The following is a 16,013-nucleotide window of genomic DNA, read 5'->3' as shown; positions in this document are numbered from 1 at the left end:
CCCACCCGCAATCCTGCTGAGCGACGAACAGACCGGAGCCACCCCACTCATGGACCGCTTCATCGAGGTTTCCCTGCCCAAGCGCGGCGTCACCGCCACCGCGAAGCTGCTCGACGACCGCGCCCCGATCACCTGCGAGGCGATCTGGAACGCCCTGCCGCTGGGCAGCGACGTCTACCACGCGAAGTACGCGCGCAACGAGATCTACACCCTCGTCCCCGCCTTCGCCCCGCAGGAGCCCCCGCTGGAGAACCCCACGATCACCCCCATCCCGGGTGACCTCTGCTACTTCACCTTCTCCAACACCCAGATGAGCACGGCCTCGTACGGCTACGAGGCCGCCGCCGACCAGCAGGACGCCAAGGCCGCGCACGCCGAGCGCGACATCGTCGTGGACCTGGCCCTGTTCTACGAGCGCAACAACCTGCTCATCAACGGAGACCAGGGCTGGGTCCCCGGCATCGTCTGGGGCACGATCATCGAAGGCCTGGACCGCCTCGCCGAGGCATCGCAGGACCTGTGGCGGGCGGGCGCACTCGGCGAGTCGCTGCAGTTCAAGCGCGCCTGACGCAGCACCACACGTGCTGTGCCCGGCGCTTCAACGGCGCAGCGCCGGGCACAGCAGGACAGCACACGAAGGGGCGGGCCCGGGACGACATCCCGGGCCCGCCCCTTCGTGCGGCCTCGTGTCAGCCGACCGGCGCGAAGTCCACCACACCCGCGTCCCGCAGCGCGGCGTGCAGGACCGCCGAGGCACGCAGCACCAGCTCGTCGCCGTGTCGGGCCGCCACCAGCTGGGCGCCCACCGGCAGGCCCGCGGCCGTCACGCCGCAGGGCACCGAGGCGGCCGGCTGCTGCGTCAGGTTGAACGGGTAGGTGAACGGTGTCCAGCCCGTCCAGCGCTTGTGCTCGCCGCCCGGTGGCACCTCGACGCCCGCCTCGAACGCGGGGATCGGAATGGCCGGCGTCAGCAGCAGGTCGTACTTCTCGTGGAAGCGGCCCATCTGCACGCCGAGCGCCATCCGGGTGTCGACCGCGCCCAGGTAGTCGAGCGCGCTCTTGGCGGCGCCCTCGCGGCACACCTCCTGGAGGCCCGCGTCGAGTTGGGCGAACTGCTCCGGACGCAGGTTCTCGACGACCTTGGCCGCGCCCGAGAACCACAGCGTGTGGTAAGCCTCGACCGGGTCGTCGAAGCCCGGGTCGGCCTCCTCCACGTCGGCGCCGAGCTCGGCAAGCAGACGGGCCACAGCGGCGACGCGCTCGGCGACCTGCGGGTCCACGGGGGCGCCCGCGAACGTCGGCGCGTATGCGATCCGCAGCCCGCTCAGGGAGCCCCGGGCGAGCGCCTCGGCGACGGCGACGCGGTAGCTGCCGCGCGGCGCCTCGAGGGCCGACCAGTCGCGGCTGTCGAAGCCGGTGACGACGTCCATCAGGAGCGCCGCGTCCTCGACGGTGCGGGTCATCGGCCCGGCGTGTGCGAGGGTGCCGAACGGGCTCGCCGGGTACAGCGGGATCCGCCCGTACGTCGGCTTCATGCCGAAGATGCCGCAGAACGCGGCCGGGATGCGTACCGAGCCGCCACCGTCCGTGCCCACCGAGAGCGGCGCCATGCCCGCGGCGACCGCGGCGGCGCTGCCGCCGGAGGAGCCGCCCGATGTGGTCGACGGGTCCCACGGGTTGCGGGTCACACCGGTCAGCGGGTTGTCGGTGACGCCCTTCCAGCCGAACTCCGGGGTCGTCGTCTTGCCGACGAACACCGCACCCTGCTCCCGCATCCGCGCCACGCACGGCGCGTCCTCGTCCCACTCGCGGTCGCCCGAGATGCTCAGCGAACCGCGCAGCGTGGGGCGGCCCTTGGTGTACAGCAGGTCCTTGATGGACGTCGGCACGCCGTCGAGCAGGCCGAGCGGCTCGCCGCTGCCGCGCCGCTCCTCGCTCGCGCGCGCCTGGGCGAGTGCCTCGTCCCGGTCGACCAGGCAGAAGGCGTTCAGCTTGCTGTCGACCGCCTCGATGCGGTCCAGCACGGAGGCGGTGGCCTCCACCGGGGACAGCTCGCCGCTCTCGTACGCGGTGAGCAGTTCGGTGGCGGTCAGCGCGTACGGCTCCTGGGGAGACGAGGTGCTCATCGGGTTCCCTCCTGGGATGCGGTCTGCGCGCCGGCCGAGACCGGTACGTAGCCCAGTTCCTTGTCCACGACGTTGCGCAGCGGGCGGCCGGAGCGCCAGCGCGCGAAGTTGTCGGCGAAGACCTCGGCGAGGTCCTCCAGCCAGGTGTCGGTATCGGCCGACATGTGCGGCGACACCAGCAGGTTGGGCGCGTCCCACATCGGGCTGTCGGCGGGCAGCGGCTCCTGCCGGAACACGTCCAGGGCGGCGCCGCCCAGCTGCCCCTCCTCCAAGGCGGCCAGCAGGTCCTTCTCGACGACGATCGGTCCGCGCCCCACGTTCAGGAACCGGGCGCCGCGCTTCATCCGCGCGAACGCCGCCGCGTCGAACATGTCCTCGGTCTGGTCCGTCAGCGGTGCCGCGCAGACCACCCAGTCGGCGACCGGGAGCAGCGTGTCGAGTTCGTCGAAGGCGTGCACCGTGCCGACCTCCGGGTCGTCGTCCCTGCGGGTGCGCCCCACCAGGTCCGCCCGCAGTCCGAGCGCCCGCAGGGTGCGCACGACGGCCCGCCCGATGGGCCCGCCGCCCACGACGACCGCGCGCGTTCCCGAGACCCGCTCGGTGACCCGGTGCTGCCAGAGTCGGCCCTGCTGCCGGTTGTACGTCCCCTTGAAGTCCTTGGCGAGGGCGACGATCTGGCCGGCCACGTACTCGGCGATGGGCTGCTCGAAGACGCCACGCGAGTTGGTCAGCAGGACGTCGGAGTCGCACAGGGCGGGGAACATCAGCCGGTCCACTCCGGCGCTGGCGGTGTGGACCCAGCGCGGGCCGCCCTGCGCCGGCCAGGCGGCGGGCAGCGCCTCGGTGCCGAACTCCCAGACCAGCAGCGCGTCAGCGTGCGGCAGTTCTACAGCCAGCCGCTCCTCGGGGATGCAGACAAGGTCGGCGTGGGCGGCCACGTCGTCCATGCCGGGTGGCCGCTGGTCGGCAAGCACCAGGACACGGGGGGCTCGGGAATTCTCGGACTTCGTCACGGCGGTCCTTCGGTCGCTCGGCACTGCGGCGACGGTCGGTGGGACAGGGTGCGGACGGGGACGTACGCCGACGGATTGGGGGCGGCATACGGGCGGACGACGGCGTGTCCCCACATGATCGGCAGCAGTTCACGGACGCAGCATGCAGGACGACGGACGAAGAAGGATCATGGAAGGAGCGGGGTGCCCGACGGGGCCGGAGCTGTTCCTTCCCCCGCCGTCCACCCGCTCGCTCACCTCGGGGAACGAGCCTTTCCCCGCTGGGGATTGACACGCTATGCACCACGTCTTTACGTTGTCAACAATCTACAGTCCACCTCGCTTACCCGGAGGCCGACCGACCGAAACCCGCACCGTCCGCGGGCCGGGCGGCCACTTCCTACCGCCCTTCAGCACGACCTTGTCACCACGTCCACCTCAGGCGCACGGACCGCATCCGTACGCGTGCAGCCACGAAGGGGCTCTGCATTGGACATCACGACCTTCGGCGGACCTGTACCGCAGCGCGGCATCGGCGTAGTCGCCCCGTTCGACTTCGCGCTCGACCGCGAACTGTGGCGCTGGACCCCCGAGGAGGTCTCCCTCCACCTGACGCGCACCCCGTATGTGCCGGTCGAGGTCAGCGTGGACATGGCTCGCCTGATCAGCGAGCACGAGACGCTCCAGCACGCCGTCACCGCGCTCGATGCGGTACGTCCGGTCTCGTTCGCATACGCCTGCACCTCCGGCAGTTTCGTCGGCGGTATCGCCTACGAGCGGGCCATGTGCGCCTCCATGAGCGGCTCCGGGCGCGGCATGCCCTCCGTCACCACCTCCGGCGCCCTGCTGGAGGCGCTGCAGGAGCTGGGGGCGCGCCGGGTCAGCGTGATCACCCCGTACACGCAGTCGCTGACCGACGCCCTGGCGGACTACCTGGCCGAGGCGGACATCGACGTCGTCAGCCGCGAGTACATGGGCCTGACCGGAGAGATCTGGCAGGTCGGCTACCGGGACGTCGTGGAGCTGGCCAGGTCCGCGGACCTCACGGACGCCGACTGCCTCTTCATCAGCTGCACCAACCTGGCCACGTACGACGTGATCCCGCAGCTGGAGGCCGAGCTGCGGATCCCGGTGATCTCCGCCAACCAGGTCACCATGTGGTCGGCGCTGCGCCACGCGGGCGCGCAGCCGACGGGCGACTACCAGTCACTGATCGACCCTGCGGCCCGCGCCGCCCTGGCCCCGTACTGCAGCAAGAGCGCCGGGCCTTCCGCCCCGTCGGCCGCTGTCGAGTGGAGCCCGCTCGCCGCCGCCCCGGAGCCCGCAGCGCCGACGCCGCCGGACGATCCGGCCACGAGCCTGGATCTCGGCTGACGCACGACCGCACCGGCGGCCTCCGTGCAAGACGCCGCCGGTGCGCACACCTCTTCGCACGTACCGACAGCCGATGACCGACTGTCAACAATCTACATCCGGCTTGTTTACGCAGTAGACTACCGGCACGAAAGGACGACCGAAGCATGAGCGAGAAGACGGCCCGCGTCGGGTTCCTCTACCCCGGATACTCCGCCGAGGACGACTACCCGCGCCTGGAGCAGCTGATCGGCGGCGACGTCCGGCTGACCCTCGTCCACACGGACATCGGCACGGACGCCCACCGGGTGGACGACCTCCTGGAGATGGGTGCCACGCACCGCCTCAAGGCGTCCCTCGGCGAGCTCCTCGCGCAGCCGCAGGACGTGGTCGTCTGGGCGTGCACCAGCGCCAGCTTCATCTTCGGTCCTGAAGGCGCCCGCAAGCAGGTCGCCGAACTCGCCGAGGCCGCCGGTCTTCCCGTGGAGCGCACCTCCTCCACCTCGTTCGCCTTCGCTCACGCCGTGCAGGCGCTCGGCGTGAGCCGCCTGGCCATCGCAGCGACCTACCCGGACGACGTGGCCGACTACTTCGTGCGGTTCCTGGAGCACCACGGCGCCGAGGTCGTACAGGTCTCCGGTCGCGGCATCATCACCGCCGCCGAGGTCGGTACGCTGGGCCGCGAACAGGTACTGGAACTGACGAGGAGCAACGACCACCCGGACGCCGAGGCAATCCTGCTCCCCGACACCGCGCTGCACAGCGCCGCCTGGCTCGACGAACTCGAAGAGGCCGTCGGCAAGCCCGTCCTGACGGCAAACCAGGTCACCGCCTGGGAAGGGCTGCGTCTCGCGGGCGACACGGAGCCGCGCGAGGGACTCGGATCCCTCTTCCGTCTGACCCGGCAGCCTGATACCACCCCCGCGACCGTCTGAGCCGACGGCCGCGCCGATCCGAGGAAACGAACTGAATATGGCCACTGCGAAACCTCTGCAACCGGTGAAGCGGGAACCCGCGGCGACCATCATCGCCGCCCAGCTCACCGAAGCGATCATGGATGGCAGCCTCGCCCCGGGCACCCAGCTGGGCGAGGCCGAGCTGGCGGGCCAGCTCGGCGTGAGCCGGGGACCACTGCGCGAGGCACTGCAACGCCTCGTGCAGCAGGGCATCGCCGTCAGCGCCCCGCACCGCGGCGTCTTCGTGACACGGCTGGACGAGCACGATGTCCGCGACATCTACCTCGCCCGCACCGCCATGGAGTCCGCCGCCTGCCGCCTCGTGCTGCAGGGAGATCCGCAGCGTACGGCGGACCGCCTCGCCAAGGTGCACCGCACCATGAAGGCGGCGGCCCGCCGCGGCAACTACGCCGCCTTGAGCGCGGCCGACATGGACTTCCACCAGGCTCTCGTCGAGGAGTCCGGCAGTCCGCGCCTGCAGCGGATCGCGCAAACCCTCTTCGTGGAGACCCGTATGTGTCTGTCGGCCCTCACCGAGGACCACCCGGACCCCGACGCCCTGGTCGAGGAGCACGCGGGCCTCATCGAGGCACTCCGCGACCAGGAGGAGTCCCGGCTCCTCGCACTGCTCGACGACCACATGCAGGACGCGGTCCACCGCCTGACGGGGCCGGACCGGGCGCCGGAATCCGCCACCGCGGACGCGGCGGCAGGCTGATACACGAGGAGGCCCCGGCACAGGGCGAATTCCAGGGATCGTCGCAACACGTGATCACTGACGTGTGGTGGCGAGAAGTTCAGCGGATTCTTGCGAGGAACCCTGGGCGTTCACGCCCGGGAGGAATCGCATCCACGGGGTGCGACGCGGAGCGTCGCCGTGACGTGCCGCAGGCCATGACGGCCGTGGAGCGGCCCGGGGCGTTCCGGCGGAGCCGGGCTACGGCGGTGTGTGCGGTCAGGGCTGGGGCGGGTTTCGCTCGTTCGGGTGAGGTGGGGCGAACGTGTGGTGGGTCTTCGTCCAGGTGTATAGGTTCGCTGATCGTGAAGCTGGTGGTGCGGGTGAAGCTGCTGCCGACGCCCGTACAGGCGGCGGCACTTGAGGCGACCCTGCATGCTTGCAATCAAGCGGCGACCTGGGCGGCCGGGGTTGCTTTCGAGGAAAACGCGCGACGTCCGCTGGAGCTCCGCAAGCACGCCTATGCCGAGATCCGGGAGAGGTGGGGGCTGGGCGCGCAGGCCGCCCAGCACGCCATCAAGAAATCCTGCGACGCCTACACCACCTTGAAGGCGAACCTGCGTAACGGCCGGTACGGGCGGCCCGGTTCCAGGCGTCATGCCCGGGCCTCGGGCAAGCCGGTGGTCTTCCGGCCCGAGGCTGCGCAGCCTTACGACGACCGGATGCTGTCCTGGCAGCACCAGGCACGCACGGTATCGATCTGGACCACGGCTGGCCGGCTGAAGGGCGTGGCGTTCACCGGGCAGGCCGGGCAGCTGGAGGTCCTGGCTGCGCACCGCAAGGGTGAGTCCGACCTGGTGTGCCAGAGCGGGAAGTGGTTCTTGATCGCGACCTGCGAGATCCCCGAGGGGGATCTGAACACGCATCCGGTCGGGTTCCTCGGCGTCGACCTGGGGATCGTGAACATCGCGGCCACTTCCGACGGCGAGCGCCACTGCGGCAGGCGGATCAACAGCAAGCGGGAACAGGATCGCAAGCTGCGGTCCAAGCTGCAGAAGAAGAACACCAAGTCAGCCAAGCGGCGGGCGAAGAAGTACGCGGGCAGGGAAGCCCGGCGCGCCAAGGACATCAACCACAAGATCAGCAAACGGATCGTGGCGGAGGCTGAACGCACCGGTCGCGGGATCGCCCTGGAGACACTCACGGGCATCCGCGAGCGGGCACGGCTGAGAAAGCCCCAACGCACCACGCTCCACTCCTGGCCCTTCGCCCAGCTCGGCTCGTTCATCGCCTACAAAGCGAAGAAGGCCGGATTACCGGTCGTCTACGTCGATCCGGCCTACACCAGCCAGGAATGCTCGAAGTGCCATCACACCGAACGCGGCAACCGGCCCTCCCAGGCTGTTTTCTCGTGCCGGGTCTGCGGCTTCGTTGAGCACGCGGACCACAACGCGTCCCACAACATCCGCCAACGCGGCTGGATGGTGTGGGTCTGCGGGGCTCAGTCAACGGCCCCTGAACTCACCCTCATCGCGTGAGTCCTGGACGCAGCCGAACCCATCACAGCCAGTGATGACTCGAGCAGCAAGCCCGGTCGTTTCACGACCGGGTAGTTGACACAGGCGCTCGGCTGGGGTTTCCCCGCCGAGCGTCTTGCGCGGGCGGCTGTTGTGCTCAGCGGCCACGGTGTCGAGGTTGTGTGTGCCGACAATTACGTCCGAGTGGGTCACCGCAGTCATGGCGTCGATCGCACGGCACGGCAGGCTGGTCACTCGTGCTGCTCCGTCTCACCTACCTGACCGCTGCTCACCTCTTCGCCGCCCTGCGCCTGCCGCGCACGAGTGACCACGCCAAGGTCACCGAAATCCTCGCCCTACGCCACCAGCTCGCCGTCCTCGAGCACCAACTCGGCTCGTCAAGAGTTGAAGTTCACCCCCGTAGACCGGGTCGTCCTCGCCGCGCTCCTGGCCCCGCTGCCCCGTGCAGTGCTGCGCCGGCTGCGGCTGCTCGTCCGTCCGGACACCATCTCGCGACGGCATCGCGACCTGCTCCGGCGGCCCCACGCGCGAGCCTCCCGAGAGCTGACCGAGCACCCGCACGGCCCTACCCGCATTCCTTCACACGCTGAGCTGCGCCCCTCGTGACGACCACCGAGGGCTTGGCGTCGGGCTCTGCCATAGGTGAGCCGCGACGACTGGTCACCGACCGAAGGATGACCGCCCCACCGCGTTCTGCGCGTCTACTGCAGCGAGCACCATGTCAGCCAGCTCTTCAACGGACCGTCCGCCACCCGCGTCGATGCGATCCATACCCAACCTGTCGAGGGCATCGATCATGAGTGTCTGGTAACGCTCCGTACGGGCCAGGAACTTGTCCATCAGACGCCGTTCTGCGTCTGTTGCTGCTTCATAGCGGCCCGCTGCATGAACGCGTGCGCTCACCACGGTGTCGTCCGTGGTGAGCCACACGGCGGCCGTGCGCGGGACCTGCAGCCTCGCGACGCGGACGGGCCAGAGCGCCGACCCCTCCATGACCAGGCCCGTCCTGCCATGGCCCTCAGCCGCATAGGTCGTGATCAGCTCTACGATGCGGGGCCACAGCCGATCGTAGTGGCCGAGAACGGACGTGATCAGTTCGTCAACCGTGAGTGATCCGTAGTGCTCGGCGACGTGTGCCGGCACCTCCCACTCCGGGGTTCTCCAAGGTCGCCCGGGGTGCCGCGCCAGCCCGTCAGTGGTCAGGCACTCGAACCCGAGCTTCTCCGCCACCGCATGGGCAACGGTCGACTTTCCGACGTTCGACGTCCCGCCGATCAATACCACCCGCACATCGTGCACGCCGACGACCCTACTTATCCTTTCGGGACGATGCCTACAGGTGCGGTCGAACGGGAGCAAGAGCGGTATGGCACCGGTATGGAAGGCTGCACCTCGCAGACCGCCTTTCGTCGGCGGGAGTTGAGGGCACGACGGGCGATGCCCTACGCAGCCAGATTGGACGTCTCGTGACCAGCGACACCAGCCGCGCTCCGCACACGCCGTTCCGCCTCCTCGTCACCGGCGGCGGAACGGGTGGTCATACCTACCCGGCACTCACGGCCATCCGCGCGCTGCGGGACCGGCTCGCAGGTGAGGGCCGCGGTCTCGATGTGCTGTGGATCGGCACGGCGGAGGGGCTCGAGGCTCGGGTCGCTCCGGCCGAGGGCATTCCGTTCACCACGGTCGCTACGGGCAAGATCCGCCGTTCCTCGAACCCGCTCAAGATGCTCGGCCCCGCGAACGTCAAGGACATGGCCCGCGTCCCGCTCGGCGTCGCTCAAGCCCGCTCGAAGATCTCCGAGTTCGAGCCGGACGTCGTCCTCGCCACAGGCGGGTACGTCGCCGTCCCTGCCGGACTTGCCGCCCGCCTCTGCCGCCGTCCTCTCGTGCTCCACGAGCAGACGGTGCGCCTGGGCCTGGCGAACCGCAAGCTCGCCGCCTCGGCAACGCGCATCGCGCTGTCGTCGGAGTCGTCCCTCGCACTGCTGCCCGAGACCGTGCGCGCCTCCGCTGTCGTCACGGGTAACCCTGTGCGGCCAGAGGTCCTCACGGGAAACGCGGACAAGGCCGTCGCCGCCCTGGGCCTCACCGGCTTCGACCGGCGCCTGCCCACCGTCTACGTCACCGGCGGTGCCCAAGGTGCGCAGCAGATCAATGACGTGGTGCGTGACGCGCTGGCGTGGCTGCTGGAACGAGCCAACGTGGTGCACCAGTGCGGACCGGCCAACGTCGAAGGGCTGCGTGGCAACGCGGCCCGCCTGCCGGTCCACCTGGCCGGGCGGTACTACCTGACCGGGTTCGTCGGGTCGGAGCTGCCGGACGTGCTGGCCCTGGCCGATGTCGTCGTGTCCCGCAGCGGGGCCGGAACCCTCGCGGAACTCACCGCGCTCGGCAAGCCTGCCGTGTTCGTTCCGCTCGCCTCATCGGCGGGCAACGAACAGGCCCACAATGCCCGGCACTTGGAGGAGGCCGGCGCGGCCGTCGCGCTCGTCGGTGAGGTCAGCGCGGACCGGCTGACGGACGCGCTCGGCCCGCTGCTGACGGACCCGGAACGGCGGGCGGCCATGGCGCAGGCCGCCCGCGAGCACGGGCGGCCCGATGCGGCGGAGCAGCTCGTCGACGTACTGCTGGACGCCGCACGCTCCGCCAGATAGCGGTACCTGGTCAGGGGCTGCCGGTGGAGGTGGCCCGGGTCCAGTTGTCGCGGTCTCCCAGCCTGCTGATGTCCCGGCTGTAGTGCATCGCCGCGAGGGTCTCGCCCTGGAGGATGCATCCGCGTGGACCGGCTGGGTGGCGGCCACCCGCGCACCCGGCCCGACCATCTCGGCGGCGACAAAACCTATTCTTCGCGCCGCAACCGCCGCTACCTGCGACGGCGCCAGATCAAGCACACCATCCCGAGCCGCAGAACCAGCGGGCCAACCGCAGGCACCGCTGAAGCAAGGGCGGCCGACCTGCTGGCTTCGACAAGACGATCTACAAGCGCAGGAACGAAGTCGAGCGAACGATCAACGCCCTCAAGAACTTCAGGGCCGTAGCTACGAGGTTCGACAAGCGCGCCTACATGTTCCACGGCACCGTCACCGTTACCGCGATCCGACTCTGGCTCCGCCCATGATCCGGCGGACCGCTAGCCCTCTGGGTAGAAGAGGAACAGCGTGCAGCCGGTGGTGGTCGAGGGCACGTGCCACGACCCGGCCGGGGCGTGCAGGAACGTGCCAGCAGGGTAGTCGCGTGCTCCGTCGTTGAAGGTGCCGGCAACTACGTAGACCTCCTCCGGGCCGGGCTCGTGGACGTCGCGGCGCGGCCAGGAGGTACCCGCCTCCATCTCCAGCACGTTGGCGTGCGCGCCGGCCGGTCCTCGCCACAGGGGACGCAGCCGGATCCCGGGGAACAGCTCACGGACCGGGGCTTCGTCGACAGAGACGGAGGTGTAACCCTCCTGCGCGAGGATCTCAGGGTGCATGCCTGCAACAGTGCCGTGCGCGGGCCGTGGCAGGACAGAGACTCCGATGACATCATGGGGTACTTTCCTGCCATGCATCGCGTGGTGGCCCTGGTACGGCCGGTGCAGTCGGTCTTCGAGCTCGGCTGCGCCGTCGAGGTCTTCGGCACCAAGCGGCCCGGGGTGCCGCAGCACTACGAATTCGAATCGTGCACGGAGACGCCCGGCTCAGTGCCGACCACGGGCGGGTACGCGATGTCCGTGTCGCAGGGCCTATCGGCGCTCGAGACCGCGGACACCGTGATCATCCCGGGCTGGCTGCCGGTGGACGCGCCGCTCACAGATGTCGTGCGCCGCGCGCTGAGGCGGGCGCACGCGCGTGGGGCGCGGCTGGTCACGATCTGTTCTGGGGTGTTCGCGCTGGCCCGCACGGGACTGCTGGACGGCCGCTCGGCCACCACGCACTGGGCGCGTGCCGAGCAACTCCGGCGTGAGTTCCCCCGGGTGCGCGTGGAGCCGGACAGGCTTTACGTGGATCACGGTGACGTCGCCACCAGCGCAGGCGCGGGCGCGGGGTTCGACCTGTGCCTGCATCTGGTCCGGAAGGATCATGGGGCCGCGTACGCCGCTCTGCTCACGCGGCACATGGTGCTGCCGCCGCACCGCGAGGCCGGTCAGGCTCCGCACGCGCCGCCCCCACCGCCCGGGAATGCGCTCAACAGCCTGCTCAAATGGGCTGACGAGCGCCTCGACACACCGCTGTCGGTAGACGACCTGGCCGCGTACCTCGGCGTATCGCCCCGCACCCTGGCCCGACGCTTCGCCCACCAGCTCGACACGAGCCCGGGTGCATGGTTGCTCTCCCGTCGGGTGGCCGCAGCCCGCACCCTGCTGGAGGAGACGGAATTGCCGGTCGAGGCAATCGCAGCCCGCGTCGGCCTCACCTCCGCGGTCAACCTGCGCCGCCGCTTCCGCTCCGAGATAGGCACGACCCCGGGCGCCTACCGGCGAGCGTTCCGGGTCCCGTGATCCGCCGGACAGGCCCTAAGAAAACCCGTGAATAACTACCGCCGGCTGGTGGGCCAAGCCATCGTCCGGCCTCTCATCGCGGCCATGCCGGCATAGGGCGGCCGCATTCAGACCTGGACAAGGCCGCCGTCAACGAAGAGTTCGGCTCCCGTGGTGAAGGAACTCTGGTCAGAGGCGAGAAAGACGGCCATGGCGGCGACTTCGTCGGGGCGTCCTATCCTGCCGAGGGGAATCTCGTCGGCGAGACGGTCCGCCAACTGCTGTTCGCCCTTTGCCGGGCTGCCCAGCCCGCGGATGCCCGGGGTCTCTATCGGTCCCGGGCTGAGGGCATTGACACGGATGCCGCGCCCCGCGAGTTCGGCGGCCCAGGTGCGGGCCAGGTTGCGGATGGCGGCCTTGGTGGCACTGTAGACCGTCATGGCCTGGACGCCCATCGACGCGTTGGTGGACGAGAGCACGATGACTGAGGCCCCGTCCGGCAGCAACGGGAGTGCCTTCTGAACTGTGAAGATCGTCCCCTTGACGTTGATGTCGAAGGTTGAACGGTACTGCTCCTCGGTGATCTCTCCCAGTCGAGCCAGCTCGCCGCCGCCGGCGTTGGCGACGACGATATCCAGGCGTCCGCTACCGCCCTGGATGATCGCGAACAACTCATCCAGAGCGTCGAGATGCGAGACATCGCTTTGTATGCCGATGGCCCGTCCCCCGAGGGTTTCGACAGCCGCATCAAGTTCGGGTTTGCGCCGGCCTGTGAGGTACACGGTGGCGCCCTCGGCGACGAACCGACGGGCTATAGCCAGACCGATCCCGGTCGAGCCACCAGTCACCAGACTGATCTTGCCATCAAGCTGTCCCATGATGTCCACATCTCCCTTGCGGCAGCTCGGCCAGAGGCCGACCGAGGGCCCAGCGCGCCGGTATGCGGCAACTACGACCTCACCGACGGCGGAGTCCTCCGCCGTCCTACCTCACGGACTGCATGGTCTAGTTCGATTTGTACATATTAGTAAAAACCCTAAGCGGCGCGCTGCACCGGAGGGGTACTCGCCTGCGGAGTTTCGACCTCTGGATCAGCCAACGGGAGGGCTCTGACTTTCAAGCTGAGCGGTGCCTGGAGTCCGGGGCCTCCGCCGTGGCGGCCGGCCGGCCGATCCGTTCGCCGCGGGCCCACGCCGCCTCCAGGCCCTCGTGGGTGCCCTGCACGATCAGTTCGCGGATGAACTCCGCGAGCGCCGCGAACACGTGGAACACCGGACGGCCGCTGGGCGTGGTGGTGTCGAGTGACGCGTGCACTGGCGGTACCGGGCCCGACATCTGCGGCGTCGACCGCCCAAGGCGGCTACTCCTGACGGGTGGCCCCCGCGGCCGGCGCGCGCAGGGGGGCGGTCCGCGTGCCATAGATAGACGGAACGAGTTGTCGACTGCGGGAGGGCACCTTGCCGAGTGCTGATCCGATCCTGGTCACCGGTGCCGCCGGTGGCATCGGGGGTGTGGGTGGGAAGGTCGTCAGGGAGTTGCGCGAACACGGGGTGCCGGTGCGAGCCCTGGTGCACCACGACGACGACCGTGCCGCCGCTCTGCGGGCCATCAGCGGCGTCGAGGTGGTGGTCGGTGATCTCACGCGTGGAACGGACGTGGTGGCGGCCCTGGAGGGATGCCGCAGAGCCTACTTCGGGATGAGTCCTTCGGCCGACTATCTGGAGGCCACGGCAACCGTGGCGGCAGCGGGCCTTGAGAGCGGTCAGCTCGAACTGCTGGTGAACATCTCACAGATGACCGTTTCTCAGATGAACCTCACCAGCAGCACGGAGTCGAGCCAGCAGCGGCTGCACTGGCTCTCCGAACACGTCCTCAACTGGTCCGGGCTGCCCGTCGTCCACATCCGGCCGACGGTGTTCATGGAGAACCCACTCTTCGGCATGCTCGCCGTGGCCTCCATCCGACGCGACAACACCATCCGCCTCCCCTTCGGCACCGCACGCACCTCGCCGGTGGCCACCCGCGACGTGGCTGAGGTGGTCACCCGACTGCTGCTCGACCCTTCACCACCGGTCGGCCGGGTCTACGAACTGACCGGCGCCGCCTCCCGCGACATGACCATGATCGCCGCCGAGTTCTCCGATGCGCTGGGACGCACCGTGACGTACCTCGACGTGCCGTACGACGAATGGGTTGAGCGCGACCTCAAGCCGCTGGGCCTGACGCCGCATGTCTTTGCCCACATCTCCACGATGGCCCGCCTGCACAGGGAGAACCGTTACGACCGGAGCACCAACGATGTGACGGAACTCCTGGGCCGCCCGCCATCGGGCTTCGACAGCCTCGTCGAAGCTACACCGGGACTGCGGGCTGGGAAGGGGTAGGCCCTGGGACGCCAGCTGAGACAGCTATGCCACCTCGTTGAGGAAGCCCACGACGGTTCCCGAGGGTGCACACGCCTTCACCGTCCTGATGACGGGCCGAGGCCTCGATCGCCACCGTGTCCCGCACCCTCGCCGAAGGGGCTGACATCCCCGAGTGAGTCCCCCAGCCATCAGCCAGATGTCGCGTAGCCTTCTTCGATGCCGTGGGTGGCGGCCGGGTAACTCCTCCTCTTCTTGCTGTTGCGCTGTGGTCGTGGGGGTTGTGCTGCTCGGCGCCGACAGAACCGGGAGTACGCAGTGATCCGCGCGGGGCGTCGTGATCGTGTACAGAACACTTGGCCGCGCTGATGAGTTTGGCGCTGGGCACCTCCCCCAACCGCAAGCCGTATGTGAAGGCCACGGTAGAGACGGCCCGTGATGGGCCGGATCCCGGGAGCGCATGATCGCCCCGATCCGCATCAACGACGTCAGCATCACAACCAGCTGGGAGGCGCTGGGGTGGACCGATTCTCGAGCTCCAGGCCCACAGCCCGGAGCCCCCCGCGCCGGCCGTACGAGCCCGGCTGCGCAGAACCGATCGCCCCGCCCCGCGGACGACGACATCGCAGGCAGCTCTGCCTCTCCGTTACCGCTCAGCGCTCTGGTTCCAGGAGCTCCACGGGGCCGGACAACGCCGCGCGCACGCGGCGGGAAGCCTCATCGACCAATACCTCGGTCACGTCGCGGCTGATCTCGTCCATGGTCTGCGCCGCCACTTCCGCAGCCGGCACTTTCGGAACGTTGACACTCGCGGTGGCGTCTGTGTCTACAGGGCCCTACATGCACCCCGACAACAAGTGTTCCCTGCTGTCGCAGACCAACGCGCAAGGCATTGGTCAGCGACCACTCGGCAGCCTTCGATGCCGCGTAACTGGGCCACCGATTGTTCACCCGCCACGACGCCACCGACAGCATGTTCACCAGGGCTCCGCCCCCGTTGGCCGCGAGCACCGGCGCGAAAGCCCGCGAGACCGCCCAGGCACCCAGATAGTTCACCTCCAGCTCGCGCCGAGCACCCTCCAAAGACCCCTCCAACAGGGCCGGCCCGGCCTGGATACCAGCGTTGTTGATGACGATGGTCGCGTCGGACGCCGCCACCGCCGCAGCCGCGATCTGGTCCGCATCGGCGACATCGAGACGCAACGCCTCGACCCCGGCTCCCGAAAGCCCTCGGGGCTGCGGACGCCCGCATACACCTTGGCTGCACCCCGGGCCAGCAGCACCTTCAGCGGCGACGACGTCATCGACCAGGTGGCCGCCCCCGTCGTCTACCGGGTCATCTTCCTGCCCTGGACGCTGCCCGATGTGGATGTGCGCACGTACGTCGACAAACTCTGCAGCCACTCCGCCTGACCCACACCCCTCACCACCGGGCCACCAGTTCAGAGCGTCGCCCCCGGCCACACCTATTGCCCGCCCGACGCCACCCGCTACGAGCCAGGAGCGATCACCACCGAGGGTGACCTGCTCATGGTCCACGGCGGGCACTCCTGCAG

General features: G+C 69.4%; 17 protein-coding genes and 1 pseudogene. 11 read left to right on the top strand and 7 right to left on the bottom strand.

Annotation, left to right across the window (positions count from 1 at the left end):
* The first annotated feature begins 49 nt into the window (after positions 1-49).
* Positions 50-568 (top strand): DUF3830 family protein, encoded by a 519-nt coding sequence (locus tag OG574_RS46145; protein WP_326778163.1) that lies wholly within the window; start codon positions 50-52, stop codon positions 566-568.
* A 121-nt stretch (positions 569-689) separates the two neighbouring features.
* Here OG574_RS46145 and OG574_RS46140 read toward each other — a convergent pair whose 3' ends face one another.
* Together OG574_RS46140 and OG574_RS46135 are read right to left on the bottom strand one after the other, a co-directional pair.
* A complete protein-coding gene (locus OG574_RS46140) occupies positions 690-2,126 on the bottom strand; it encodes an amidase (protein WP_326778162.1) in 1,437 nt (478 codons plus the stop codon).
* The gene (locus OG574_RS46135) at positions 2,123-3,139 is read right to left on the bottom strand and encodes a D-2-hydroxyacid dehydrogenase (RefSeq protein WP_442816908.1); all 1,017 of its coding nucleotides are present in this window, start codon (positions 3,137-3,139) and stop codon (positions 2,123-2,125) included. The genes OG574_RS46140 and OG574_RS46135 overlap by 4 nt, the downstream gene beginning before the upstream one ends.
* 468 nt (positions 3,140-3,607) lie before the next feature.
* On the opposite strand from OG574_RS46135, the gene OG574_RS46130 reads away from it, so the two are divergent.
* The 5 genes from OG574_RS46130 (at position 3,608) to OG574_RS46110 (ending at position 8,247) form a co-directional block, all read left to right on the top strand.
* Positions 3,608-4,492, top strand: a complete 885-nt coding sequence (locus tag OG574_RS46130; RefSeq protein ID WP_326778161.1) for a maleate cis-trans isomerase family protein — start codon at positions 3,608-3,610, stop codon at positions 4,490-4,492.
* A 146-nt stretch (positions 4,493-4,638) separates the two neighbouring features.
* The gene (locus tag OG574_RS46125; RefSeq protein ID WP_326778160.1) at positions 4,639-5,406 is read left to right on the top strand and encodes a maleate cis-trans isomerase family protein; all 768 of its coding nucleotides are present in this window, start codon (positions 4,639-4,641) and stop codon (positions 5,404-5,406) included.
* Between the two features lie 37 nt (positions 5,407-5,443).
* On the top strand, positions 5,444-6,145 hold the full coding sequence (locus OG574_RS46120; protein ID WP_326778159.1) for a GntR family transcriptional regulator: 702 nt from the start codon (positions 5,444-5,446) through the stop codon (positions 6,143-6,145).
* Between the two features lie 323 nt (positions 6,146-6,468).
* A complete protein-coding gene (locus tag OG574_RS46115) occupies positions 6,469-7,641 on the top strand; it encodes an RNA-guided endonuclease InsQ/TnpB family protein (protein ID WP_326778158.1) in 1,173 nt (390 codons plus the stop codon).
* Positions 7,642-8,025: 384 nt separating this feature from the next.
* Positions 8,026-8,247, top strand: coding sequence for a hypothetical protein (locus OG574_RS46110; protein WP_326778157.1), 222 nt, complete (start codon positions 8,026-8,028; stop codon positions 8,245-8,247).
* 54 nt (positions 8,248-8,301) lie between these two features.
* Here OG574_RS46110 and OG574_RS46105 read toward each other — a convergent pair whose 3' ends face one another.
* Positions 8,302-8,925 (bottom strand): hypothetical protein, encoded by a 624-nt coding sequence (locus OG574_RS46105; RefSeq protein ID WP_326778830.1) that lies wholly within the window; start codon positions 8,923-8,925, stop codon positions 8,302-8,304.
* A 182-nt stretch (positions 8,926-9,107) separates the two neighbouring features.
* Between OG574_RS46105 and OG574_RS46100 the strand changes: the two genes are divergently transcribed.
* Positions 9,108-10,295, top strand: a complete 1,188-nt coding sequence (locus OG574_RS46100; protein WP_326778156.1) for a UDP-N-acetylglucosamine--N-acetylmuramyl-(pentapeptide) pyrophosphoryl-undecaprenol N-acetylglucosamine transferase — start codon at positions 9,108-9,110, stop codon at positions 10,293-10,295.
* 117 nt (positions 10,296-10,412) lie between these two features.
* Positions 10,413-10,759: pseudogene (locus tag OG574_RS46095) on the top strand (transposase); the annotation flags it as partial.
* A 12-nt stretch (positions 10,760-10,771) separates the two neighbouring features.
* Here OG574_RS46095 and OG574_RS46090 read toward each other — a convergent pair.
* On the bottom strand, positions 10,772-11,107 hold the full coding sequence (locus OG574_RS46090; RefSeq protein ID WP_326778155.1) for a cupin domain-containing protein: 336 nt from the start codon (positions 11,105-11,107) through the stop codon (positions 10,772-10,774).
* Positions 11,108-11,179: 72 nt separating this feature from the next.
* Between OG574_RS46090 and OG574_RS46085 the strand changes: the two genes are divergently transcribed.
* Positions 11,180-12,115 (top strand): GlxA family transcriptional regulator, encoded by a 936-nt coding sequence (locus OG574_RS46085; RefSeq protein WP_326778154.1) that lies wholly within the window; start codon positions 11,180-11,182, stop codon positions 12,113-12,115.
* Between the two features lie 107 nt (positions 12,116-12,222).
* Here the strand turns inward: OG574_RS46085 and OG574_RS46080 are convergent, their stop codons facing one another.
* Positions 12,223-12,972: an SDR family NAD(P)-dependent oxidoreductase gene (locus OG574_RS46080; protein ID WP_326778153.1), complete on the bottom strand. Its 750-nt coding sequence runs from the start codon at positions 12,970-12,972 to the stop codon at positions 12,223-12,225.
* A 238-nt stretch (positions 12,973-13,210) separates the two neighbouring features.
* A complete protein-coding gene (locus tag OG574_RS46075; protein ID WP_442816907.1) occupies positions 13,211-13,408 on the bottom strand; it encodes a recombinase family protein in 198 nt (65 codons plus the stop codon).
* A gap of 143 nt (positions 13,409-13,551) precedes the next feature.
* On the opposite strand from OG574_RS46075, the gene OG574_RS46070 reads away from it, so the two are divergent.
* Entirely contained in the window at positions 13,552-14,478 is a 927-nt protein-coding gene (locus tag OG574_RS46070; RefSeq protein ID WP_326778152.1) for an NmrA family NAD(P)-binding protein, read from the top strand.
* A gap of 696 nt (positions 14,479-15,174) precedes the next feature.
* Here OG574_RS46070 and OG574_RS46065 read toward each other — a convergent pair.
* A complete protein-coding gene (locus OG574_RS46065; RefSeq protein WP_326778829.1) occupies positions 15,175-15,615 on the bottom strand; it encodes an SDR family NAD(P)-dependent oxidoreductase in 441 nt (146 codons plus the stop codon).
* Between the two features lie 99 nt (positions 15,616-15,714).
* On the opposite strand from OG574_RS46065, the gene OG574_RS46060 reads away from it, so the two are divergent.
* Positions 15,715-15,870: a hypothetical protein gene (locus OG574_RS46060; protein WP_326778151.1), complete on the top strand. Its 156-nt coding sequence runs from the start codon at positions 15,715-15,717 to the stop codon at positions 15,868-15,870.
* The last annotated feature ends 143 nt before the right edge of the window (positions 15,871-16,013 follow it).

Origin of the sequence: Streptomyces sp. NBC_01445, from assembly GCF_035918235.1 — a bacterium.
Lineage (GTDB): Bacteria > Actinomycetota > Actinomycetes > Streptomycetales > Streptomycetaceae > Streptomyces.
This window is presented reverse-complemented; position numbering and strand designations above follow the sequence as displayed.